Source organism: Pseudomonas koreensis, assembly GCF_036668835.1.
Classification (GTDB): Bacteria; Pseudomonadota; Gammaproteobacteria; order Pseudomonadales; family Pseudomonadaceae; genus Aquipseudomonas; species Aquipseudomonas koreensis_I.
Window position 1 is genome coordinate 455022 of the sequence record NZ_JAZEVW010000001.1, and the last position, 24746, is coordinate 479767.

20 protein-coding genes are annotated in these 24746 nt (G+C 58.7%); 12 read left to right on the forward strand and 8 right to left on the reverse strand.

Annotated elements, in window-relative coordinates:
- Positions 1 to 194 precede the first annotated feature (194 nt).
- Positions 195 to 1484, forward strand: coding sequence for a citrate synthase (gltA, locus tag V6F91_RS01940; protein ID WP_093103347.1), 1290 nt, complete (start codon positions 195 to 197; stop codon positions 1482 to 1484).
- Between the two features lie 1009 nt (positions 1485 to 2493).
- Here gltA and V6F91_RS01945 read toward each other — a convergent pair.
- From V6F91_RS01945 to V6F91_RS01955, 3 genes are all read right to left on the reverse strand, one after another.
- Positions 2494 to 4152: a cation acetate symporter gene (locus tag V6F91_RS01945; RefSeq protein WP_332761938.1), complete on the reverse strand. Its 1659-nt coding sequence runs from the start codon at positions 4150 to 4152 to the stop codon at positions 2494 to 2496.
- Positions 4149 to 4460, reverse strand: coding sequence for a DUF485 domain-containing protein (locus V6F91_RS01950; protein ID WP_090282412.1), 312 nt, complete (start codon positions 4458 to 4460; stop codon positions 4149 to 4151). Before V6F91_RS01950 ends, V6F91_RS01945 begins: the two co-directional genes overlap by 4 nt.
- Positions 4461 to 4701: 241 nt before the next feature.
- Complete coding sequence (locus tag V6F91_RS01955; RefSeq protein ID WP_332761941.1) at positions 4702 to 5553, reverse strand: glycine betaine ABC transporter substrate-binding protein; 852 nt, start codon at positions 5551 to 5553, stop codon at positions 4702 to 4704.
- A gap of 297 nt (positions 5554 to 5850) precedes the next feature.
- On the opposite strand from V6F91_RS01955, the gene V6F91_RS01960 reads away from it, so the two are divergent.
- Complete coding sequence (locus tag V6F91_RS01960; protein WP_332761942.1) at positions 5851 to 7446, forward strand: glycosyl hydrolase family 17 protein; 1596 nt, start codon at positions 5851 to 5853, stop codon at positions 7444 to 7446.
- Positions 7447 to 7534: 88 nt separating this feature from the next.
- Here the strand turns inward: V6F91_RS01960 and V6F91_RS01965 are convergent, their stop codons facing one another.
- Both V6F91_RS01965 and V6F91_RS01970 read right to left on the reverse strand, forming a co-directional pair.
- On the reverse strand, positions 7535 to 10228 hold the full coding sequence (locus tag V6F91_RS01965) for an RHS repeat-associated core domain-containing protein (protein ID WP_332761943.1): 2694 nt from the start codon (positions 10226 to 10228) through the stop codon (positions 7535 to 7537).
- Between the two features lie 112 nt (positions 10229 to 10340).
- Complete coding sequence (locus V6F91_RS01970; protein ID WP_332761945.1) at positions 10341 to 10700, reverse strand: hypothetical protein; 360 nt, start codon at positions 10698 to 10700, stop codon at positions 10341 to 10343.
- 224 nt (positions 10701 to 10924) lie between these two features.
- Here V6F91_RS01970 and V6F91_RS01975 point away from each other — a divergent pair, with 224 nt between their 5' ends.
- Together V6F91_RS01975 and V6F91_RS01980 are read left to right on the forward strand one after the other, a co-directional pair.
- Entirely contained in the window at positions 10925 to 12223 is a 1299-nt protein-coding gene (locus V6F91_RS01975) for a serine/threonine protein kinase (protein ID WP_206414945.1), read from the forward strand.
- A complete protein-coding gene (locus V6F91_RS01980) occupies positions 12216 to 13004 on the forward strand; it encodes an MlaA family lipoprotein (protein WP_208938197.1) in 789 nt (262 codons plus the stop codon). The genes V6F91_RS01975 and V6F91_RS01980 overlap by 8 nt, the downstream gene beginning before the upstream one ends.
- Positions 13005 to 13132: 128 nt before the next feature.
- Here the strand turns inward: V6F91_RS01980 and V6F91_RS01985 are convergent, their stop codons facing one another.
- Positions 13133 to 14047, reverse strand: a complete 915-nt coding sequence (locus V6F91_RS01985) for a DUF808 domain-containing protein (RefSeq protein ID WP_332761952.1) — start codon at positions 14045 to 14047, stop codon at positions 13133 to 13135.
- 135 nt (positions 14048 to 14182) lie between these two features.
- Here V6F91_RS01985 and V6F91_RS01990 point away from each other — a divergent pair, with 135 nt between their 5' ends.
- Positions 14183 to 14788 (forward strand): TetR/AcrR family transcriptional regulator, encoded by a 606-nt coding sequence (locus V6F91_RS01990; protein WP_090282405.1) that lies wholly within the window; start codon positions 14183 to 14185, stop codon positions 14786 to 14788.
- A 103-nt stretch (positions 14789 to 14891) separates the two neighbouring features.
- Here V6F91_RS01990 and V6F91_RS01995 read toward each other — a convergent pair whose 3' ends face one another.
- On the reverse strand, positions 14892 to 15350 hold the full coding sequence (locus tag V6F91_RS01995) for an REP-associated tyrosine transposase (protein WP_332762851.1): 459 nt from the start codon (positions 15348 to 15350) through the stop codon (positions 14892 to 14894).
- Positions 15351 to 15561: 211 nt separating this feature from the next.
- Entirely contained in the window at positions 15562 to 16002 is a 441-nt protein-coding gene (locus tag V6F91_RS02000; protein WP_332761953.1) for a heme-binding protein, read from the reverse strand.
- Positions 16003 to 16271: 269 nt separating this feature from the next.
- Here V6F91_RS02000 and gcl point away from each other — a divergent pair, with 269 nt between their 5' ends.
- The 7 genes from gcl (at position 16272) to V6F91_RS02040 (ending at position 24717) form a co-directional block, all read left to right on the forward strand.
- On the forward strand, positions 16272 to 18047 hold the full coding sequence (gcl, locus tag V6F91_RS02005; protein WP_096796234.1) for a glyoxylate carboligase: 1776 nt from the start codon (positions 16272 to 16274) through the stop codon (positions 18045 to 18047).
- 142 nt (positions 18048 to 18189) lie between these two features.
- Positions 18190 to 18972, forward strand: coding sequence for a hydroxypyruvate isomerase (hyi, locus tag V6F91_RS02010; protein ID WP_332761957.1), 783 nt, complete (start codon positions 18190 to 18192; stop codon positions 18970 to 18972).
- Positions 18973 to 19070: 98 nt separating this feature from the next.
- Complete coding sequence (locus tag V6F91_RS02015; RefSeq protein WP_123533761.1) at positions 19071 to 19964, forward strand: 2-hydroxy-3-oxopropionate reductase; 894 nt, start codon at positions 19071 to 19073, stop codon at positions 19962 to 19964.
- Positions 19965 to 20124: 160 nt separating this feature from the next.
- Positions 20125 to 21399: a glycerate kinase gene (locus V6F91_RS02025; protein ID WP_332761959.1), complete on the forward strand. Its 1275-nt coding sequence runs from the start codon at positions 20125 to 20127 to the stop codon at positions 21397 to 21399.
- Positions 21396 to 22811, forward strand: coding sequence for a pyruvate kinase (gene pyk, locus V6F91_RS02030; protein ID WP_208938204.1), 1416 nt, complete (start codon positions 21396 to 21398; stop codon positions 22809 to 22811). Before V6F91_RS02025 ends, pyk begins: the two co-directional genes overlap by 4 nt.
- 145 nt (positions 22812 to 22956) lie before the next feature.
- A complete protein-coding gene (locus V6F91_RS02035) occupies positions 22957 to 23871 on the forward strand; it encodes an urea transporter (protein ID WP_332761960.1) in 915 nt (304 codons plus the stop codon).
- Positions 23872 to 23892: 21 nt separating this feature from the next.
- Complete coding sequence (locus tag V6F91_RS02040) at positions 23893 to 24717, forward strand: ion transporter (protein ID WP_332761962.1); 825 nt, start codon at positions 23893 to 23895, stop codon at positions 24715 to 24717.
- Positions 24718 to 24746 lie beyond the last annotated feature (29 nt).

Below are 24746 nucleotides of genomic sequence, written 5' to 3' on the forward strand. Positions count from 1 at the left end.
TCACCTACCCCCAATAGCGGATTGCACAAGTCGCATAAAAGGCGTAAATGGCAGTCAATTTCGAGGAAAAAGTGCGCTTAAAGCCTTCTGGAGCAAGACTTTAGGCAAATTGACATTCGAATTTATCTCACTATAGTGGTGCGGGCCCTGCGTGGGGGGTCTGTCTGATGGTTCAAGCATAAATAGGAGGCCACATGGCTGACAAAAAAGCGCAGTTGATCATCGAGGGCGCAGCCCCCGTCGAGCTGCCCATTTTAACCGGCACCGTTGGTCCCGATGTAATCGATGTTCGGAGCCTGACGGCCACGGGCCGCTTCACGTTCGACCCGGGTTTCATGTCGACCGCCTCGTGCGAGTCGAAAATCACCTATATCGACGGCGACAACGGCATTCTGTTGCACCGCGGCTACCCGATCGAACAGCTGGCTGAAAAGTCGGACTACCTGGAAACCTGCTACCTGCTGCTCAACGGCGAATTGCCGACGGCAGAACAGAAGGCCCAGTTCGTCAGCACCGTGAAAAACCACACCATGGTTCACGAGCAGCTGAAAACCTTTTTCAACGGTTTCCGTCGCGACGCCCACCCGATGGCCGTCATGTGCGGTGTAGTCGGCGCCCTCTCGGCCTTCTACCACGACTCCCTGGACATCAATAACCCGCAGCATCGCGAAATCTCCGCGATCCGTCTGGTTGCGAAGATGCCGACCCTGGCAGCGATGGTTTACAAGTACTCCATGGGCCAACCCATGATGTACCCGCGCAACGACCTGACGTACGCGGAAAACTTCCTGCACATGATGTTCAACACCCCGTGCGAGATCAAACCGATCAGCCCGGTGCTCGCCAAGGCCATGGACCGGATCTTCATCCTCCACGCCGACCACGAGCAGAACGCGTCGACCTCCACCGTCCGTCTGGCCGGCTCTTCGGGTGCCAACCCGTTCGCCTGTATCGCCGCCGGTATCGCCGCACTGTGGGGCCCTGCCCACGGTGGTGCGAACGAAGCCGTACTGACCATGCTCGATGAAATCGGCGATGTGTCGAACATCGACAAGTTCATCGCCAAGGCCAAGGACAAGAACGATCCGTTCAAGCTGATGGGCTTCGGTCACCGCGTCTACAAGAACCGCGACCCTCGCGCGACAGTCATGAAGCAGACCTGCGACGAAGTTTTGAAGGAACTGGGCATCAACAACGATCCGCAACTCGAACTGGCCATGCGCCTGGAAGAGATCGCCCTGACCGACCCGTATTTCATCGAACGCTCTCTGTACCCGAACGTCGACTTCTACTCGGGGATCATCCTCAAGGCGATCGGCATTCCGACCAGCATGTTCACTGTGATCTTCGCCCTGGCACGTACTGTCGGCTGGATTTCGCACTGGAAGGAAATGCTCTCGAGCCCGTACAAGATTGGCCGTCCGCGCCAGCTGTACACCGGTTACGAGTCGCGTGACATCATCAAGCTGGAAGACCGTAAGTAAGGTTTTCCTGTTGTGATGGTTTAGTGGTGTGTCAGGAACGGCCTCTTATATAGAGGCCGTTTTTGTTTGTAGGTTTTTGGGCATACCGTTGCTGCGGGTGTTGCCGCTGGCGGTTTCGCTTTTACAGCGACTCACTTTTCCAAACGCCGAAAAGTAAGCAAAAGGCTTTGCCCCGGCGTTCGGCCCCTCGCTGGGGCTCGGGGTTCCTTCGTTACGGAATCGATCCGGGCGCAGCGGCTACGGTTTGCTTCGCTGCACCTACTTCCGCTGTGTACGACTGCGTCGTACGGTCGCTGCGCTCCCACGCCCGGATCGATCCCTTCACTCAGCCTGCCGAAGGGGCAAAAGATCAAAAGCCAAATCAAGAGCAAGATCAAAAGCCAAGTCAAAATCAAAAGCCCCTCACCCTAGCCCTCTCCCGGAGGGAGAGGGGACTGACCGTGGGGGATGTGGGAGATACGCTGACCTGGGGATATCGAGTTGAATCCAGCACTTGAAAAGCACACCGATCGGCTCCCTCTCCAGGGGGAGAGGGCTGGGGTGAGGGGCAGCCACAACACAAATCCCAAGCCAACCACCCGCCTCTAACCACTCAACAATGAGCGCCAGCTCGAGTGCTCTTGATCTTGATCATGCCTAACCAGCGACATCGGAAGGCTGAGTGGAGGGATTGATCCGGGCGTGGGAGCGCAGCGACCGTCTGGCGCAGCCAGACACAGCGCAAGGAGGTGCAGCGAAGCAAACCGTAGCCGCTGCGCCCGGATCGATCCCGGAGCGAAGGAACCCGAGCCTGCGAGGGCCGTACGTAGGAGCAAGCGTTTTGGGTTACCTTTTTGGCGTTTGAAAAAGGTGACCCGCCGTAAGGGCGGAACCCTAAGAAGCCGTTACCGCAGCAACGGATATACACACCAAACCACCCAATAACCGCCCACAAAAAAATGCCCCAATCTCTCGATCAGGGCATTCACTTGCAGCTTGCAGCTTGCAGCTTGTAACTCAAAACTGCTCTTTAGTGCGAAACCGCCCCACTCGCCCCCAACCCAGTCTGCGACCGCACAAACTGCGGGAAGAACAGCGCCCGCTCGTTGTCCGCCGCCGCCGACTTGTCAGTTATCGAGAAGAACCAGATCCCGATAAAGGCAATGATCATCGAAAACAGCGCCGGGTATTCATACGGGAAGATCGCCTTCTCGTGATGCAGTATCTGCACCCAGATGGTCGGGCCAAGAATCATCAGGCCCACCGCACTGATCAGCCCCAACCAGCCGCCAATCATCGCACCGCGCGTGGTCAGCTTCTTCCAGTACATCGAAAGCAGCAGCACCGGGAAGTTGCAACTGGCCGCGATCGAGAACGCCAGGCCGACCATGAACGCAATGTTCTGGCTTTCGAACAGAATGCCCAGACCGATCGCCAGCACCGCCAGAGCGATGGTGGTGATCTTCGACACGCGAATCTCATCCTTCTCGTTGGCCTTGCCCTTCTTGATCACGCTGGCGTACAGGTCATGCGACACCGCCGAAGCACCCGCCAGCGTCAGGCCAGCCACCACCGCGAGAATGGTCGCGAACGCTACCGCCGAGATGAAGCCGAGGAAAATGCTGCCACCGACCGCGTTGGCCAGGTGCACCGCCGCCATGTTGTTGCCACCGAGCAAGGCGCCCGCAGCATCCTTAAAGGCCGGGTTGGTGCTGACCAGCAGGATCGCGCCGAAGCCGATGATGAAGGTCAGGATGTAGAAGTAGCCGATGAAACCGGTCGCGTAGAGCACGCTCTTGCGGGCTTCTTTCGCGTCACTCACGGTGAAGAAGCGCATCAGAATGTGCGGCAGGCCAGCGGTACCGAACATCAGCGCCAGACCCAGCGAGAACGCCGAAATCGGATCCTTGACCAGACCGCCCGGGCTCATGATCGCTTCGCCCTTGGCGTGAACCTTGATCGCCTCGGAGAACAGCGTGTTGAAGTCAAAGCCAACGTGTTTCATCACCATCAGCGCCATGAACGAGGCACCGGACAGCAGCAGCACAGCCTTGATGATCTGCACCCAAGTGGTCGCCAGCATGCCGCCGAACAGCACGTACATGCACATCAGCACACCGACCAGGATCACCGCAACGTGGTAATCAAGGCCGAACAGCAGCTGGATCAGCTTGCCTGCACCGACCATTTGCGCGATCAGGTAGAACGCCACCACCACCAGCGAACCGCAGGCCGACAGGGTACGAATCTGGGTTTGCCCGAGGCGGTAGGACGCCACGTCGGCAAAGGTGTATTTACCCAGGTTACGCAGACGTTCGGCGATCAGGAACAGGATGATCGGCCAGCCCACCAGGAAGCCGATCGAGTAGATCAGGCCATCGTAGCCGGAGGTGAACACCAGCGCGGAAATCCCCAGGAAGGACGCCGCCGACATGTAGTCACCGGCAATCGCGAGGCCGTTCTGGAAACCGGTGATCTTGCCGCCCGCCGCGTAATAGTCGGCGGCCGAGTTGTTTTTCTTCGAAGCCCAGTAGGTGATGTACAGCGTCGCGCCGACGAAGGCCACGAACATCAGGATCGCCGGGATGTTCAGCGGCTGCTTGGCCACGGCACCGGTCAGGGCATCAGCGGCCCAGGCGCCGGGCGCGAACGCGGCAACGGTTAAGAGAGCAAGTAGACGCCGGATCATTGCTGAGCCTCCTTGAGAATCGCATTGTTCAGGTCGTCGAACTCGCCATTGGCGCGGCGCACATAGATGCCGGTCAGGACGAAGGCCGAAAGGATCAGGCCGACACCGATCGGGATGCCCCAGGTAATCGAAGATTCCGGACTGAGTTTCGCCCCGAGCACATGTGGCCCGTACGCGATCAGCAGGATGAATGCGGAGTACAGCCCAAGCATGATTGCCGAGAGAATCCAGGCGAATCGTTCCCTTTTCTTGACCAGCTCCTTGAATCGGGGACTGTTTTGAATCGAGAGGTAAATGCTGTCGTTCATTGTTTTTATCCTCGCAGCACAGATTATTGTTGGAACGTAGCTAATGTATGCGGCTGCGAGAGAGGTTCCAGACGACCTTAGTAGTAGATGGCCATGACGTATTCGCCATTATCCGGTACACCCAAAACAACTGTAGGAGTGAGCCTGCTCGCGATGGCGTCGTGTCAGTCGATATTTCTATCAACCGACGGGACGCTATCGCGAGCAGGCTCACTCCTACAGGGGGATTGCGGTGAAGCGGTTATTTGGTCCAGTCAGCCACGCGATCCGGGTGTTTGGCCACCCAGTCCTTGGCCGCTGCATCAGGCTTGGCACCGTCCTGGATCGCCAGCATGACTTCGCCGATTTCGTCTTTCGAGGCCCACTGGAAGTTCTTCAGGAATTTGGCCACTTCCGGGGCCTTGGCTTCGAGGCCTTTGCTGCCGATGCTGTTGACGGTTTCAGCCTGGCCATACACACCCTTCGGGTCGTCGAGGAAGCGCAGTTTCCACTTGGCGAACATCCAGTGCGGCACCCAACCGGTGACGGCGATGGACTCGTTTTTCTTCTCCGCGCGGGTCAGCTCGGCAATCATGCCGGCGCCGGAACTGGCCTTGAGGCTGTATTTGTCCAGACCGTAATCCTTGATCGCCTGATCGGTCTTGAGCATCACGCCTGAACCGGCATCGATCCCGACGATGCGGTTTTTGAAAGAGTCATCGGTTTTCAGGTCTTCGATCGATTTGGCTTTGACGTACTCCGGCACGATCAGGCCGATTTTTGCATCCTTGAAGTTCGGGCCGTAATCGACGACCTGATCCTTGTTCTTGGTCCAGTAGTCGCCGTGAGTCACCGGCAGCCAGGCCGAGAGCATGGCGTCGAGTTTGCCGGTGGCCACGCCCTGCCACATGATCCCGGTGGCAACGGCTTGCAGCTTCACATCGTAACCGAGTTTCTGCTTGATCACTTCGGCCGCCACATGGGTGGTCGCGACGCTGTCGGACCAGCCGTCAACGTAACCGATGTTCAGGGTCTGTTTTTCAGCGTTGGCGAAACTGGAACTCATCGCAAGCGCCAGCACGGCACCTGCGCCTAAAAGTCGTCGCATCTTCATCGTTTACTTCCCCGAAATGCTGCGCCCGACGGATGCCGGGCATCGTCAACGTATTGTTATGGTGCACGGCGCCCCCATCACGCCGCACCTCACACACCGAACATCAGCCGATTTTTCAAAAAGGGTACTGATGGTTCGATCATCAACCTCAAGCGGCCCGCGACCTGCTCTGTCAGCGACCTCAAGGCAACGAGAAACGACATCAGAACGCCATTAATCGCGCCTGAATAATTGGCGCCAGCCAATCCGCCCGAACTTTGCATGTCGTCAGCATGCGGCGCACCAACCCCTCTATAAATGCAGGTAACATGCGTCGCTTTGCAGCCACTCGGCCTGACCATGACCGCGACGTCCCGTTTTCCTTTTCTGCCCTATCTGTTTGCCTGCCTGCTTGGCGTGTTTGCCCTTGGCGGTTTCTGGTACGCGCTCGGCCAGCCGGTGATCCTGCCGGACGCGGCCACCCCGACGCACAAGCTGCAATGCGCTTCCTACACGCCGTTCGATAAAGACCAGTCGCCCTTCGACGTGCCGTTCAAGTTGCGCCCTAAACGCATGGACGCCGACCTCGCGCTGCTGGCGACGCGTTTCGAGTGCATTCGGACCTACTCGATGACCGGCCTCGAAGCACTGCCGGAGCTGGCGCGCAAGCACGGGCTGAAACTGATGATCGGCGCCTGGGTCAACAGCAATCCAGTAGATACCGAGCAGGAAATCGACCTGCTGATCAAGTCGGCCAACGCCAACCCCGACGTGGTTACAGCGGTGATCGTCGGTAACGAGGCGTTGCTGCGCAAAGAAGTCACGGGTGCCCAACTGGCCCGGTTGATCAACAAGGTCAAAAGCCAGGTCAGGCAGCCGGTCACTTATGCCGATGTCTGGGAGTTCTGGCTCAAGCACCCGGAAGTCGCGCCGGCGGTGGACTTCCTGACCATTCATTTACTGCCGTACTGGGAGGATGATCCGTCGAACATCGACGTTGCCCTGCAGCATGTCGCGGATGTGCGTCAGGTATTCGGCAACAAGTTCGCGCCCAAGGACGTGATGATTGGCGAAACCGGCTGGCCAAGCGAAGGCCGCCAGCGTGAGACCGCCGTGCCGAGCCGGGTCAACGAAGCGAAATTCATTCGCGGGTTCGTGGCGATGGCCGAGAAAGAAGGCTGGCGCTACAACCTGATCGAAGCGTTTGATCAACCGTGGAAACGCGGCAGCGAAGGCGCGGTCGGTGGCTATTGGGGCTTGTTCGATGCCGATCGCCAGGACAAGGGCGTACTCGCCGGGCCGGTGAGCAACGTGCCGTACTGGAAGGAGTGGCTGGCGCTCGGTGGGGTGATTTTCCTTGGCACGCTGATGCTTGGCGGTCGCGTTCGGACCACGCGTTCGGCGCTGCTGTTACCGTTGCTAGGCGCCCTCGCTGCTTGCTCGATTGGCGCCTGGGGCGATCTGGCGCGATTGACCACCCGATTTGCCAGCGAGTGGTTGTGGGTCGGTTTGCTGACCGCGTTGAATCTGTTGGTGTTGGCGCACGCAGCGTTGACCTTGAGTGCGCGCGCTGGCTGGCGCGGGCGTGTTTTCGACTGGTTTGAGCGGCACGCCGGCTGGCTGGCCGCGGCGGCCGGTTTTGCCGCGGCGGTGATGATGCTGGAGATGGTCTTCGATCCGCGTTATCGCAGCTTTGCCAGCATGGCGTTCGTGCTGCCGGCGCTGGTTTATGTGTGCCGCCCGGTGAGCGTGCCGCGACGGGAGATTGCCTTGCTGACCTTCATGGTCAGTGTGGGGATTGCGCCGCAATTGTATCAGGAAGGGTTGCTGAATCAGCAGGCGTGGGGTTGGGCGTGGGTCAGTGTATTGATGGTGGCGGCGTTGTGGCGCTGTCTGCGAGTTCGCAAAGGCTGATCGACCGAGCGCACACAGATCCTGATTCCGCAATGGAGAGCAGGATTTGTGTGTCACGTCAGATATACCCCGTATACCCGCGCAAAAATCAGTGCTGTGTCATCTGCGAACGGCCCGGCGTAGAAACGTGTTTGTAGGTTTTCTTCGGCTGATAGTTTTTCCAGGCCGGCATATTGAAGAATTCGTCTTGTGTAACTTCCCTGTCTGCCAAAAAGAATTTCACATTGCTTTTAACTTCAGGCGTGTCTTTGCGCCTGAAAACGTATCTGATCTCAGAGGCTGTGACACTGGTTCCCGAGCCGGGCGTCTTCAAAACAATATCGTCCAGAGTTTCCATCAGATTATCGATAGCAAAGAACACCTTTTTAGCACGCTCGAAAATCTGATACTCCAACCCTGCCTTGCTCGAGCGCCGCCACATGGGAACATTAATCTCAAAAAAATTGCCTGTACCTTTCTCATCCTTTTGAAAATATCTGTTAGTCATTGCAAATTCTTTGTAGCCAATACCGCGATCAGCGTCCACTAATTCTGATTTAATCTGATCGTTCGAATTGTAGACCCCGGCCGTTACGGTCGGCCCGAACGCGGCATCCGTCAGGTCATTCTGCTTCAGGACATTGCGCTTCTTCTCCCAGAACAGCCTTGGAACATTTTCCTTCCACATCGGCACCCTTGAAAACTCCTTGAACCCGACCTTGTAAAGTGCATTCAGCGCCTGATCCCTGGGCTCACGCAATCCGAACAGAATGTCTCCTGGTGAAAAACTAGAGACCAGATCCGCGTAGTCACCCTCTTGGCCAGCATTGATATTCTTTCCGGTGTAGCCTTCATCATCGATAAATGTGAGAGGGTTGTTACCAACCATACGATAAAGATTCAAACCATCGATAACCCCTGCTGGATCAGGGCTCAGCCACCGATGCCACCAGCATGCGTAATACCTCGCGCCGTAATAATCCAATCCGGTAGAGTCTCGCTCCCTGCCCGAGAAGCGTCTGGTTTTGTTACTTGCCTTGACCCTGTCACTGCCTCCCCACCACGCCGTGTTGCCATACGCGTAAAAAACCTCCTCGCTTATAAGTAAGCCCGTTTCATCAACTTCCATGCAGCATGAGCCCAGTTGATCGGTCACTACATAGCGGAAACTTATGTCGCTCTCGCCAACTCGATGCAACACACGAACATTGCACAGGCGCGCATCTAAATTGATAACGTGTAACGAACTGGAACCGTTACTGCGCAATTCCAAATCCCCAAGATAACGGACTTCCTGACGTACCAGGCGAGCATCTGTAGACATTTGAGTTTTCCGCAACCGCTGTCCCGCATGATCATAAACGTATAGCTGCGCATTACTTGACAAGGTCGAGCCCGCCTGGCCGACTTTAAGCAGACGATTGCGCTCGTCCCAACTCAAATCCTGCTCAGCGAGCAGGAGGCGCTTATTGCCATTGAAATCATATGCCGCAACGATCTCTGCTTCTGTCGGCAGATCTCCAGTAACTTTCTGAACAAGAGCACGGTTACTGTACTTCGATACAGCCATACGCTGAGTACGTCCCCCAGACGCAGAGCGCAGAGTTTGCAGAACGAGGTTCCCAGCTGAATCGTAACTGAAGGTCTCAGCGTAATTTTCCAGAAGTGATGGATCAGCAGGCGACTGAAACTCAGGCAAGTTCGGGCCTGCGTTACCACCAATCACTTGCCATCCAGTGGCTTCGATAAGCTGATAGCTCGTGTCATAAACAAATCTTCTGACCGGTTCAATTTTCTGATTACGGAAGTAGCGAACGCTCAACGCGCGATCTTCGATGGAAACGATATTACCGACGGGGTCATAGCGATAGATCAGATGCTGCAAAGCCGGGCGCCCGGGAATCTGTGACTTGAGCTCTTGTAATCGCCCATCGGCGGGTGAATAAAGGGCAGAGCAGACCATGCCGTTTGCGAAGGTTTGCTGCTCGACTTTGTCGAAGGCACCGTATTGAATTTCTCTGACCAGATCATTGGCAGCGCCATTCGCACCTACGCTCACGTTAATTCCACAGACTTGCCCGCTCACTCCATATTCAAAGGCTCGAAAATTATCTTGTGAGTCCCTCTCATAAAGAACCTGAGACGCCGCGCCGTAAGCGAAGGTCGTGGTAAAACCACTTCCCGTTTCATTAAGAAGATCGCGATCTGCCCATAGCAAAGGCCAATCCGGTAATTTGATATCCTGGAGAAAATTCCGGTTACTCTCGAGCAACTCGCCATTCAGAGAAAATGAGCGAAAAAAAATCGTTCCTGCGCAGTCGTCCTGCCGGATCAATTGTCCGCATTGATTTCGTTTGTTAAATGCTGTTGAACCGTCACCGTAGGCAAAGTATGAGCGGACCCTCTCGACCTCACCAACTGCGCAAACAGACTCCATGATGGGGCGAACCAGTTCATCGTACTCAACGTGCACTCGCGTTAGCGTGCCATCCCAACTATCGCACGACTGGCCCGCGAGCCCTGGTAGTTGCAACCTGAAACCGGCGTCAACGCTATCGTTGAGCAACTCCTCCCCCGACAGGTTGAACACCGTTCTGAGGCTTGGTGCGATATCAGGCTCTGTGGCAAGAAGTTTGAACAATCGAGGGTCATAGTGCCTGGTTGCACGACCTGCACTGTCGTAAACCCTATGTGTAACGCGAGTTTCCGGAGGGATACTGGAAACGTCCCGGTAATAGGTCACCGTATTTACTGCCAGCCCTCGAGGATCCGTCACGGTCAAAGTAGGTGTAAGCGAGTGCATGGCAGTTTCTCCTGACTAGATTAACGTCCTAGAGCGGCACACCAATTACATTCGCGTGTAATCGGACAGTCAACTGTCAGAAATTACAGGTCATGCACAAAAAAATTTCGACTCAGATCTTGCGCACCAGGCGCAACCCGGCAATCACCACCGCAAACACCGCCAACGTGGTGTTGTACAACGCCAGCGCCGGCAAGCCGATCACCAGCGCCAGCACCGCCAGCCACCACCCTGCCCGTCCCGGCACAACGAAGCCGATCAGCGCCGCAGCGAGCGCCGCCCAGCCCAATACCTTGAAGTGGATCATCAGCCCAAGGTTCGAACGCACCACGCATTCCCAACGGCTGGCCTCGTCAACGCAGATGCCGACCCACTGGCCGTCCTCCATAAAGCCATAACGCGCCGCATAACTGGCAGCCAGCCACAACGGCAACAGCACGAGCAGCACAATCACGGGCAAGCGGCGGGACATGGAGCACTCCAATCTGTGGAAATCGGCGGCCAGCTTAATCTGCCGCCCTGCATACGCAAGCGCTAACAACACTTAACTGTTCATTCGGGCCGTGCAAAGTGTATCGTCCAGCTACTATTACTCCGAATTCCGCCTGTTTGGTGCCGCAGCATGGCACTTTGGCGCAAGCGCGGTGGTCATAGCCTGCGAACTTCATTCGGCACCTTCCTCTAAGGGATCTAGTCATGCTCCGTTCCTTGCGCTTCGCCGCGCTGTTCAGCGGCCTTATTTTGAGTGCGTCCGCACTGGCGGTGGATATCGACGCCGCCAGTTATGGCTACCCCCTGACCAATCCGTTCGAGGCGACCATCGCCACAACGCCGCCGGATCTACGCCCTGAACTGCCGCTCGATGACGACATCAATCAGTCGGATCGCAGCGTCACCCTGCGCCCGGAACGCGAGTTCATCCTGCCGGACAATTTCTGGGCGGTGAAAAAGCTCACCTATCGCATTGCCACGCAAGACAAACCGGCCCCGTTGATCTTCCTGATCGCCGGCACCGGTGCGCGTTTTGACAGCACGCTCAACGAATACCTGAAAAAGCTCTATTACAAGGCTGGTTACCACGTCGTGCAGTTGTCGTCGCCGACCAGCTTCGACTTCATCAGCGCCGCCTCGCGTTTCGCCACACCGGGCGTAACCAAGGAAGACGCCGAAGACATGTACCGGGTGATGCAGGCCGTGCGGGCGCAGAACCCGAAGCTGCCAGTGACCGAGTACTACCTCACCGGTTACAGCCTCGGTGCCCTCGATGCCGCATTCGTCGCGCATCTGGATGAGACGCGCCGCAGCTTCAACTTCAAGAAAGTGCTGCTGCTCAACCCGCCGGTCAACCTGTATACCTCGGTAACCAACCTCGACAAGCTGGTGCAGACCGAAGTCAAAGGCATCAACAGCAGCACCACCTTTTACGAACTGGTGCTGACCAAGCTGACCCGCTACTTCCAGCAAAAAGGTTACATCGACCTCAATGACGCGCTGCTCTATGACTTCCAACAGTCCAAGCAGCACCTGACCAATGAGCAGATGGCGATGCTGATCGGCACGTCGTTCCGCTTCTCGGCGGCCGATATCGCGTTCACTTCCGACCTGATCAACCGTCGCGGCCTGATCACGCCGCCGAAATTCCCGATCACCGAAGGCACCAGCCTCACGCCGTTCCTCAAGCGTGCACTGCAGTGCGATTTCGACTGCTACATCACCGAGCAGGTGATTCCGATGTGGCGCGCGCGCACCGACGGCGGCAGCCTGCTGCAACTGATCGATCAGGTCAGCCTGTACGCGCTCAAGGATTACCTGCAAGCCAGCCCGAAAATTGCCGTGATGCACAACGCCGACGACGTGATCCTCGGTCCCGGCGATCTTGGCTTCCTGCGCAAGACCTTCGGTGATCGCCTGACCGTTTACCCACTCGGCGGCCACTGCGGCAACCTTAACTACCGCGTCAACAGCGACGCCATGCTGGAGTTCTTCCGTGGCTAAATATCTCCTGCTGATTACAGCGCTCCTCTGTGCAGGCGTGGCCCAGGCCGACAACAGCAAAGCCAACGCCCCGGTCGTGGTCGACAGCGACGGTTTCAAGGAACCGCTGACCAAACTGAAATTCAACGCGGGCCTGGACCAGCGCGAATTCGAGCGCTCGACGCTCAACGCGCTGAACGTCTATGACCCGCTGGAGTCGTGGAACCGCCGGGTTTACCACTTCAACTACCGTTTCGATCAATGGGTGTTTTTGCCGGTGGTCGATGGCTACCGCTATATCACTCCAAGCTTCGTGCGCACCGGGGTGAGCAACTTCTTCAACAACCTCGGTGACGTGCCGAACCTGGTCAACAGCCTGTTGCAGTTCAAGGGCCAGCGCTCGATGGAAACCACCGCGCGCCTGCTGCTCAACACCACCATCGGCATCGCCGGTCTGTGGGACCCGGCCACCGCCATGGGCCTGCCGCGCCAGAGCGAAGACTTCGGTCAGACGCTGGGCTTCTACGGTGTACCGGGCGGTGCCTACTTCGTACTGCCGATCCTCGGCCCGTCGAACATCCGCGACACGGCGGGCCTTGCCGTGGACTACACCGCCGAGTCGGCGATCAACTTCCTCAACGTCTCGGAAGTCAGCTCCAACCACCCGGAAGTCTGGGCTTTGCGCGCAGTCGACAAGCGCTACCAGACCAGCTTCCGCTACGGCCAGATGAACTCGCCGTTCGAGTACGAGAAGGTGCGTTACGTGTATACCGAGGCGCGCAAGTTGCAGATCGCCGAATAAAAACGGCTGCCACAAAACACTGTGGGAGCGAGCTTGCTCGCGAATGCGATAGTCCAGTCAACATTTAAGTCGACTGATACTCCGCTTTCGCGAGCAAGCTCGCTCCCACATTTGTTTTGTGTCGCTAATTAGCCCTTCACGGCTTTCCAGATTTTGCTGCCGACAGAAACCACCGCCAACACCACCGCACCGGCAATGATCCCCGCTACACCGTTTAGCAACATCGGCACCGCAAACCCGGCACTGCCGGCCGCTGCGCCAACACCTTCAATCCAGTGATGCACTACCGGCACACCGTGAGTGAGGATGCCGCCGCCGACCAGGAACATCGCCGCTGTACCGACCACCGACAGGGTTTTCATCATGTACGGCGCGGCGCTGAGGATGACGCTGCCGGTTTTCTTTGCGAACTGTCCTGGCTTCTGCGTCAGCCACAAGCCGAGATCGTCGAGCTTGACGATGCCCGCCACCAAGCCGTAAACGCCAACCGTCATGACGATGGCGATACCAGACATCACGATCACTTGCTGCGTCAACGAAGCATCAGCCACGGTGCCCAAGGTGATCGCAATGATTTCTGCCGACAGGATGAAGTCAGTGCGAATCGCACCTTTGATCTTGTCCTTTTCATAAGCGACGAGATCGGTCGCCGGATCGGCGACGGCCTCAGTCAGCTGCGCGTGCCCTGCTTCATCTTCAGCTTTGCTGTGCAGAAACGTGTGCGCGAGCTTTTCGAAGCCCTCGAAGCACAGGTAGGCACCGCCGACCATCAGCAGCGGCGTCACCAGCCACGGCACGAACGCACTGATCGCCAGCGCCGACGGCACCAGGATCAGTTTGTTGACGAACGAGCCCTTGGCCACGGCCCAGACCACGGGAATCTCGCGCTCGGCGCGCACGCCGGAAACCTGCTGGGCATTGAGCGCCAGATCGTCACCGAGCACTCCGGCAGTCTTCTTGGCGGCCATTTTGGTCATCAACGCCACGTCATCCAGAACGGTGGCGATGTCGTCGATCAGCACCAGCAAACTGCTTCCTGCCATGAGTCCTGTTTCCTTCTGTGTATGAATGTTGCGAAGCATAACGCGACCGCAGGCCGCGTGGTGCATTGTTGAGCGCCGCGCGAGGCCGGTGCTACCATGCGCAACCGCCAGAACAGGCAAGGAACCACCGGGTTTATGAGCACAATCCGCGAGCGCAACAAAGAACTGATCCTGCGTGCCGCCAGCGAGGAGTTTGCCGACAAGGGCTTCGCGGCGACCAAAACCAGCGACATCGCCGCCAAGGCGGGATTGCCCAAGCCCAACGTCTATTACTATTTCAAATCCAAGGAAAACCTCTATCGCGAGGTGCTGGAAAGCATCATCGAGCCGATTCTGCAGGCCTCGACACCGTTCAACCCGGACGGCGTGCCGAGCGAAGTGCTCAGCGGCTACATCCGCTCGAAAATCCGCATCTCCCGCGACCTGCCCTTCGCTTCCAAGGTGTTCGCCAGCGAAATCATGCACGGCGCCCCGCACCTGAACGCCGATCTGGTCGAACAACTGAACGCCCAGGCCAAGCACAACATCGCCTGCATCCAGAGCTGGATCGACCGCGGCCAGATCGCCCCGATCGACCCCAACCACCTGATGTTCAGCATCTGGGCCGCCACCCAGACCTACGCCGACTTCGACTGGCAGATTTCTGCGGTAACCGGGAAGGACAAGCTGGATGAGGCGGATTATGAAGCGGCGGCGCAGACGATTATCCGGTTGGTGTTGAAGGGGTGTGAGCCGGACTGATAGACCGCGGCGACGCTATCGCGAGCAGGCTCACTCCTACAGGGGAACGCATTCCAAAATGTGGGAGTGAGCCTGCTCGCGATTGAGGCGACGCGGTCTCAGCTCAAACCCAGGTCGCCCCCCAAAGCGGATATTCGCTAAGTTTCTCAACCAGCCCTGCCCGCAATGGATTGGCTACGACATAACGCGCCATTTTCACTAAGTCGTCTTCCTTTCGCAGCGCCCGATCATGAAAACCTCGCTGCCAAAGCACACTATTATTTGCGGTAGCTTGCCTGACTGATCTGGTACTCATCGATTTGGTTTTCTGCATGAGCTCACTCAATGAGCCTCGCCGTAATTCAATTAGCCAATGGAAATGATCAGGCATGACGACCCAGGCCAGTGAATTTACCAATCCGGATTCTTGCGCATTCTGGAATTGGTCAGCGACCAGTTTACCCAAGGCAAAATTTGTAAAGATCGGCCTTCGTTGATGGGTATTACTGGTCAGCAGATAGATTCGGCTAACTTCGGCATATCGTCCGACTCGCAATTTATGTGCAGCAGGTAGATCTGGCATTCCTTCGCCTCCCATGATCAATTCATAAAAGGCTAGTACGGGGTATGCGAATGGATCAGACAGACTGTTGGCAGGATGTGTCTGGGCGAAAGCTATCGCGAGCAGGCTCACTCCTACAGGAGGATTGTGGTGTTCAGACATTTTGTGTCCGACCCGAATCCAATGTAGGAGTGAGCCTGCTCGCGATGGCGATAGCTCAATCAACGCAAATTCAGGAAACCGCCCCCCCATCCGCCCTCAAATCCAGCGCCTCCACCGCTTTAATCGCCACCTGCTCATCAATATCCGACAAATCCCCACTGATCCCGATCGCCCCCAGCACCACCCCCGCCTGATCACGAATCAGCACCCCGCCCGGTGCCGGGACGACGCTGCCCTGGCCCATGCTGTTGAGTGCGGCAATAAACGCCGGGCGTTGTTGCGCGTCCTGTGCAAGCAGGCGCGAGCCTTTGCCCAAGGCGATGGCACCCCAGGCTTTGCCGATGGCGATGTTGGGGCGCAGCAGGCTGGCGCCGTCTTCGCGTTGCAGGGCGATCAGGTGACCGCCGGTGTCGAGTACCGCGATGGTCAGCGGTGCGGCGTTGATGCCGCGCCCGGCGGTGATGGCTTCGCTGACCAGGTTGACTGCGACTTTCAAGGTTAAAGCGCTCATGGTGCCGTCCTCATTTTGTTATAGGGAAAGTCGTGGGGCTGCGCGTTACTGCCGCAGTCCGATCCTACAAATAGAACACAATGAGTTATTTTTTTGTATACAATAATTATCGAAAAGCGCCACATGCGACGAAAAGCCACACTCAGGCGGGCTTCCGACGAATGAAACACGCGCTTGAGAAAATGGATTGACCTGCGCCGTCCGCCGTGAATACACTCTGCGCAAAAGCCACTTGTATACAATTACAAAACGTAAAGAGGCACAAAACCATGAGCAAAATGAGAGCAATCGAAGCCGCCGTTCTGGTGATGCGCCGTGAAGGGGTTGATACCGCTTTTGGCATCCCGGGCGCAGCGATCAACCCGCTGTACTCCGCCTTGCAGAAGGTCGGTGGCATCGATCACGTCCTTGCTCGCCACGTTGAAGGCGCCTCGCACATGGCCGAGGGCTACACCCGCACCAAGGCCGGCAATATCGGCGTGTGCATCGGTACATCCGGCCCGGCCGGTACCGACATGGTCACCGGGCTCTACAGCGCCTCGGCCGACTCGATTCCAATCCTCTGCATCACCGGCCAGGCACCCCGCGCCCGTATGCACAAGGAAGATTTCCAGGCCGTCGATATCACCAGCATCGTCAAACCTGTGACCAAGTGGGCGACCACCGTTCTGGAACCGGGCCAAGTGCCTTACGCCTTCCAGAAAGCTTTCTATGAAATGCGCTCCGGCCGCCCAGGCCCGGTGCTGATCGACCTGCCGTTCGACGTGCAGATGGCCGAGATCGAATTCGACATCGACGCTTATCAGCCACTGCCATTGGCCAAACCGACCGCGACCCGCGTGCAGGTCGAGAAGGCGCTGGCTTTGCTGGATCAGGCCGAGCGTCCATTGCTGGTCGCCGGTGGCGGCATCATCAACGCCGACGCCAGTGACCTGCTGGTTGAGTTCGCCGAGCTGACCGGTATTCCGGTGATCCCGACCCTGATGGGCTGGGGCACCATCCCCGACGATCACCCGCTGATGGTCGGCATGGTGGGTCTGCAGACGTCGCACCGCTACGGCAACGCGACCCTGCTCAAATCCGACGTGGTGCTGGGTATCGGTAACCGTTGGGCCAACCGTCACACCGGTTCGGTGGATGTCTACACCGAAGGCCGCAAGTTCATTCACGTCGACATCGAAGGCACGCAGATCGGCCGTGTGTTCACGCCGGATCTGGGCATCGTTTCCGACGCCGCCGCTGCGCTGACCGTGTTCATCGAAGTGGCCCGTGAATGGCAAGCTGCCGGCAAGCTGAAAAACCGCAGCGCGTGGTTGCAGGATTGCCAGCAGCGCAAGGCCAGCCTGCATCGCAAGACCCACTTCGACAACGTGCCGGTCAAGCCGCAGCGCGTTTACGAAGAAATGAACCAGGTGTTCGGCAAGGACACCTGCTACGTCAGCACCATTGGTCTGTCGCAGATTGCCGGCGCGCAGTTCCTGCACGTCTACAAACCGCGTCACTGGATCAACTGCGGTCAGGCCGGTCCATTGGGCTGGACCATTCCGGCGGCGCTGGGCGTGGTGAAGGCCGATCCGAGCCGTAAAGTCGTGGCCCTGTCGGGGGACTATGATTTCCAGTTCATGATCGAAGAACTGGCGGTCGGCGCTCAGTTCAAACTGCCGTACATCCACGTCGTGGTGAACAACTCGTACCTGGGCCTGATCCGTCAGGCGCAGCGCGGGTTCGAAATGGACTACTGCGTGCAGCTGTCCTTCGATAACCTCAACGCGCCGGAACTCAACGGTTACGGGGTTGACCACATCGCAGTCGCCGAAGGCCTCGGCTGTAAAGCACTGCGGGTATTCGAACCGTCAGAGATCGCCCCGGCCCTGCGCAAGGCCGAACAGATGATCGAAGAGTTCAAGGTGCCGGTGATCGTCGAGATCATTCTGGAGCGTGTGACCAACATCTCCATGGGCACCGAGATCAACGCGGTCAACGAGTTTGAAGACCTGGCACTGGTCGGCAATGATGCGCCGACGGCGATTTCGTTGCTGGATTGATTGCTTTTAGCTCCCTCTCCCTTGGGGAGAGGGCTGGGGTGGACTCGGGATTGCGCCCTCATCCTAACCCTCCCCCCCAGGAGAGGGGACTGATCGCGTTTAGTCTGACTTACCGTGCCTCATCCGTTTTTAGGAGACCACCATGCCGCGTTTCGCAGCCAACCTGTCCATGCTGTTCACCGAACAGGATTTCCTTGCCCGTTTCGACGCCGCCGCCAAGGCCGGTTTCAGTGGCGTGGAATACCTGTTCCCGTACGACTTCAGCTCGGCTGAAATCAAGGCAAAACTTGAAGCCAACGGTTTGACCCAAGTGCTGTTCAACCTGCCGGCCGGTGACTGGGCCAAGGGCGAGCGCGGCATTGCCTGCCTGCCGGACCGGGTCGAAGAGTTCCGCGCCGGGGTCGATCTGGCGATTGCCTACGCGCAAGTGCTGGGCAACACCCAAATCAACTGCCTGGCCGGTATCCGTCCGCAGGGCGTCGACGATGCCACTGTGGAAAAGACCTTCGTCGCCAACCTCAAATATGCCGCCGACAAGCTGCAAGCGGTGGGCATCAAACTGGTGATGGAAGCGATCAACACCCGCGACATACCGGGTTTCTATCTGAACAACACCGCGCAGGCCCTGTCGATTCGCGAGCAGGTCGGCAGCGCCAATCTGTTCCTGCAATACGACATCTATCACATGCAAATCATGGAAGGCGATCTGGCCCGCACCCTGCAATCGCACCTGGGCGGGATCAACCATGTGCAGCTCGCGGACAACCCCGGGCGCAACGAACCGGGGACCGGCGAAATCAACTACCGCTTCCTGTTCGAACACCTCGACCGCATCGGTTATCAGGGCTGGGTCGGTTGCGAGTACAAGCCGCTGACCACCACCGAGGCTGGCCTGGGCTGGCTCAAGACCCACAACGCAATCTAACAACACAGCAAATCCCCTGTGGGAGCGAGCAGGCTCGCTCCCACATGAAGGCAGCACCCCTATTTGCTTGAGCAAGACAAAAACAAGAGGATTTTCTCATGGCTAAAATCGGATTCATCGGCACCGGCATCATGGGCCACCCAATGGCGGCGAACCTGCAGAAAGCCGGTCACAGCCTGTTCCTGTCGGCGCACCACGACGCCGCACCGGCCGACCTCGTTGCCGCAGGCGCCGTCGCTCTGGCCAACCCGCGCGAAGTGGCGCAGGAAGCTGAATTCATCATCGTCATGGTTCCGGATACCCCGCAGGTCGATGACGTGCTGTTCCGTGCCGATGGCGTTGCAGCCGGTATCGGCAAAGGCAAAGTCGTGATCGACATGAGCTCGATTTCCCCAACCGCAACCAAAGCGTTCGCGGCGAAGATCAACGAAAAAGGCGCGCAGTACCTCGACGCACCCGTGTCCGGCGGTGAAGTCGGTGCCAAAGCCGCGACCCTGAGCATCATGGTCGGTGGCGACGCCGATGCCTTCGAACGCGCCCTGCCGCTGTTCCAGGCCATGGGCAAGAACATCACTTTAGTCGGTGGCAACGGTGACGGTCAGACCGCCAAAGTCGCCAACCAGATCATCGTCGCCCTGAACATCCAGGCCGTTGCCGAGGCGCTGCTGTTTGCCTCGAAAAACGGTGCCGATCCGGCCAAAGTGCGTGAAGCGCTGATGGGCGGTTTCGCCTCCTCGAAGATTCTGGAAGTGCACGGCGAGCGCATGATCAAGGGCACCTTCGATCCGGGCTTCCGCATCAGCCTGCACCAGAAGGACTTGAACCTGGCCCTGCAAGGCGCCAAAGAACTGAACATCAACCTGCCGAACACCGCCAACGCCCAGCAAGTGTTCAGCACCTGTGCGGCCATCGGTGGCAGCAACTGGGACCACTCGGCGCTGATCAAAGGCCTGGAACACATGGCCAATTTCTCGATTCGCGACAACAAATAAGCCACTGCCCCACCGCTTAAACCTGTGGGAGCGAGCTTGCTCGCGAAGAGGGAGTATCAGTCGACATGGATATTGACTGATCCATCGCTTTCGCGAGCAAGCTCGCTCCCACAGGGATCTCTACCGCCCTTTCGAATAACAAGAATTCCGGGAGCCCGCCATGTCGGTCGATCCGCAACAATTGCTGCGCGAGCTGTTTGCCACAGCCATCGACGCGGCCCATCCGAACCAGGTCCTCGAAGCCCATTTGCCTGCCGACCGCAGTGGTCGGGTGATTGTCATTGGTGCCGGCAAAGCCGCGGCGGCGATGGCGCAAGTGGTCGAGCGCTGCTGGCAGGGAGAAGTGTCCGGTCTGGTGGTGACCCGCTACGGTCACGGCGCCCCCTGCGAGAAAATCGAAGTGGTCGAAGCCGCGCATCCGGTGCCGGATGCGGCCGGTCTGGCGGTGGCCAAACGCGTGCTGGAGCTGGTCAGCAACCTGACCGAAGACGACCGGGTGATCTTCCTGCTCTCCGGCGGCGGCTCTGCCCTGCTCGCCTTGCCGGCCGAAGGCATCACCCTCGCCGACAAACAGTCGATCAACAAAGCCCTGCTCAAATCCGGTGCGACCATCGGCGAGATGAACTGCGTGCGCAAGCACCTCTCGGCGATCAAGGGCGGCCGTCTCGGCAAAGCCTGCTGGCCTGCCACTGTTTATACCTACGCGATTTCCGATGTACCCGGCGACCTCGCCACGGTGATTGCCTCCGGCCCGACCGTGGCCGACCCGAGCACCAGCGCCGAAGCCCTGGCGATCATCAAGCGCTACGGCATCGACATTCCGGCCTCGGTGCGCAACTGGCTGCAAAGCCCGGAATCGGAAACCGTCAAACCCGGCGACCCGAGTCTGGCGCGCAGTCACTTCCAGTTGATCGCCCGCCCGCAACAATCACTGGATGCGGCGGCGGTGAAATGCCGTCAGGCCGGTTTCAGCACGCTGATTCTGGGTGATCTGGAAGGCGAATCCCGCGAAGTGGCGAAAGTCCACGCCGGCATCGCCCGGCAGATCATCAATCACGGCCAGCCACTGGCGGCGCCGTGCGTGATTCTCTCCGGCGGCGAAACCACCGTGACCGTGCGTGGCAATGGCCGCGGTGGACGCAACGCCGAATTCCTCTTGAGCCTCACCGACAACCTCAAGGGCCAACCCGGTGTCTACGCGCTGGCCGGTGACACCGACGGGATCGATGGTTCGGAAGACAACGCCGGCGCGATCATGACCCCCGACAGCTACACCCGCGCCGCCGCCCTGGGCCTGAGCGCCAGCGACGAGCTGGATAACAACAACGGCTACGGCTACTTCGAGGCGCTCGACGCGTTGATCGTCACCGAGCCGACCCGCACCAACGTCAACGACTTCCGCGCCATCCTGATCCTTGAGAACTGCAAATCATGACGCCTGATAAAAAGGTCAAAATCCTCGCCACCCTCGGGCCTGCCGTTGACGGCATCGACGACATCCGTGAACTGGTCGAGGCCGGGGTCAATATCTTCCGGTTGAATTTCAGCCACGGCGATCACGCCGACCACGCCAAGCGCTATCAGTGGATCCGCGAAGTCGAGCGCCAGCTCAATTACCCGCTGGGCATTCTGATGGACTTGCAGGGGCCGAAACTGCGGGTCGGCAAGTTCGCCGACGGCAAGGTGCAGTTGCATCGCGGCCAGGCGTTCCGTCTCGATCTGGATGCGACACCGGGCGACGAGCGTCGGGTGAATCTGCCGCATCCCGAGATCATCGCCGCACTGGAAGCCGGTATGGATTTGCTGCTCGACGACGGCAAGCTGCGTCTGCGCGTGGTGACCAAGTACGCCGATGCGATCGACACCACCGTGCTCAACGGCGGCGAACTGTCCGACCGCAAAGGCGTCAACGTGCCGCAAGCGGTGCTCGACCTCAGCCCGCTGACCGCCAAGGATCGCCGCGACCTGAGTTTCGGACTGGAGCTGGGCGTGGACTGGGTCGCGCTGTCGTTCGTGCAGCGCCCGCAGGACATCGTCGAAGCTCGCGCATTGATCGGCGACAAGGCCTTTCTGATGGCGAAAATCGAAAAGCCGTCGGCGGTTGAGCAACTGCGTGAGATCGCTGCGTTGAGTGACGCGATCATGGTCGCTCGCGGTGACCTCGGCGTCGAAGTGCCGGCCGAGAGCGTGCCGCAAATTCAGAAAAACATCATCACCACCTGCCGCGAACTCGGCAAACCGGTCGTGGTGGCCACGCAGATGCTTGAGTCGATGCGCTTCTCCCCTGCGCCGACCCGCGCCGAAGTCACCGACGTGGCCAACGCCGTGGCCGAAGGCGCCGATGCGGTGATGCTCTCGGCTGAAACCGCATCCGGCGAATACCCGCTGGAAGCCGTGCAGATGATGAGCAAGATCATTCGTCAGGTTGAGAACGGCCCGGATTATCAGACCCAGCTCGACGTCAGCCGGCCGAAAGCCGAGGCGACGGTTTCCGATGCGATCAGTTGCGCGATCCGCCGGATCAGCAACGTGCTGCCGGTAGCGGTGCTGGTCAACTACAGCGAGTCGGGCGCCTCGACGCTGCGCGCATCACGGGAACGGCCGAAAGCGCCGATTCTCAACCTGACGCCGAATCTTCAAACGGCACGGCGCTTGAGCGTGGCGTGGGGGATTCATTCTGTGGTCAACGATCGCCTGCGTCAGGTCGACGAGGTCTGCTCGACGGCGCTGGAGATTGCTCAGGCGCAAGGCATGGCCGAGCGTGGCGACACGCTGCTGATCACCGCTGGCGTGCCGTTTGGCCAGCCGGGTTCGACCAACTCGTTGCGTATCGAGACGTTGATCTAACGCCTGTACCGGCCTCTTCGCGAGCAAGCTCGCTCCCACATTGGTTTTGTGTCGATCACAGAACCGAGACTGGACGCAGATCCAGTGTGGGAGCGAGCTTGCTCGCGAAGCAGGCGCCTCGGTTTCACTGACTTTCAGAACTGCCATGCCTGCCAATCACTTCAACACCCACTGCCCCGACTGGGCCGAGGCTTTGCTCAACGGTTTCAGTCAGATTTTCTTCCAGCGCCATCCGCTGTGCGGCCTGCTGTGTCTGTTGGCGATCCTGCTGACGGCGCCGGTGCTGTTCGCCGGGGCGCTGCTCGGTGGCGTTGCCGGTCTGCTCACCGCGCAGCGGCGCAACTACGCCAAGGCCGATCGCCAGGCCGGGCTGTTCAGCTACAACGGCGTGCTGCTCGGCCTGCTGCTGAGCCTGTATTTTCCTTGGTCGCCACTGCTGCCGCCGTTGATTCTTGCAGCGGGCGGCTTGAGCGCGATGCTCACGCAGCAATGGCTCAAACACGTGTACCGCAGCCGCGCCATACCGGCGTATACCTCGCCGTTCGTGGCGCTCAGCTGGGTGCTGCTGCTGTTCGCCGAACCGTCCGCGCCGGTGGCATCGGTCGACCTGAACACGACAAATCTGCTGGCCGCTGAACTGCGCGGATTCGGCCAGGTGATGTTCCTCGACCATCCATTGGCCGGAGCGTTGATCGCCAGCGGTTTGCTGCTCGCCGATCGCCGCGCGTTCTGCTGGGCGCTGCTGGCGTCGGTGATCGGCCTGGGCTCGAGTCTGCTGCACCACGAAACGTCCGCCGCGCTGCTCGGGCTCGGTGGCTACAACGCCGTACTCGCCGCCCTCGCCTTCAGCGCTCAGCGACAAAATCCGTGGCTGCCGCTGCTCGCCATTGTCCTGGCGCTGCTGGTGACACCGCTGTTTGCTGCCCTTGGATTGGCGACGCTCACCGCACCGTTCATCCTCGCCTGCTGGCTGATCCGCGTCGGCATTCAGATGCTTGGCAAAGCGTCGCTGGCGCATGAGCCTTGCGCTCACGAGGAGAATCACCCTAGGCTGCGCTGATCTTCGATTCAGGCGTTATCCATGGACAGCAGCAACAATTGGCGCGAACGGCTTTACGTCATGATTTTCCAGAGCGACACCCCGGCCGGGCGTCGCTTCGACGGCATCCTGCTGTTGATCATCCTCGCCAGTCTGGTGATCGTGATGCTCGACAGCATCGACAGCGTTCACCGTAACTACGCGGACCTGCTGGCCTACATCGAGTGGGGCTTCACCGCGATCTTTCTCGGCGAATACATCCTGCGTCTGTACTGCTCGCCGAAGCCGCTGCGCTATGCCTTCAGTTTTTACGGGCTGGTGGATCTGCTGGCGATCGTGCCGGGTATTCTTGCCCTGTATTACAGCGATGCGCAGTACCTGCTGATCATCCGTATCATTCGGATGCTGCGGATTTTCCGCGTGCTCAAACTCAGCCCGTACCTCAAGCAAGCCAATTACCTGATGTCGGCGCTGCGCGGCAGCAAGCAAAAAATCGTCGTGTTTCTGGTCAGCGTCTGCACCTTGGTCACGGTGTTCGGCACGCTGATGTACGTGATCGAAGGCCCGGAGCATGGCTTCACCAGTATTCCCAAGGGCATTTATTGGGCAATCGTGACCTTGACCACTGTGGGCTTCGGCGACATCGTGCCGAAGACGCCGCTGGGCCAGGTGATTTCCTCGCTGGTGATGATCACCGGTTACTCGATCATCGCCGTGCCCACGGGGATCTTTACCGCAGAGCTGGCCAACGCCATGCGCGGCGAACAGCTGCAACATGACTGCCCGGGCTGCCAGAAAAAGAACCATGAACAGAGCGCAGCGTTCTGTTCGCGCTGCGGCAGTCAGCTGTTTAAGAAAGTGGAATAAGCACAGAGCTTTTTAATCTTTAAGCGACT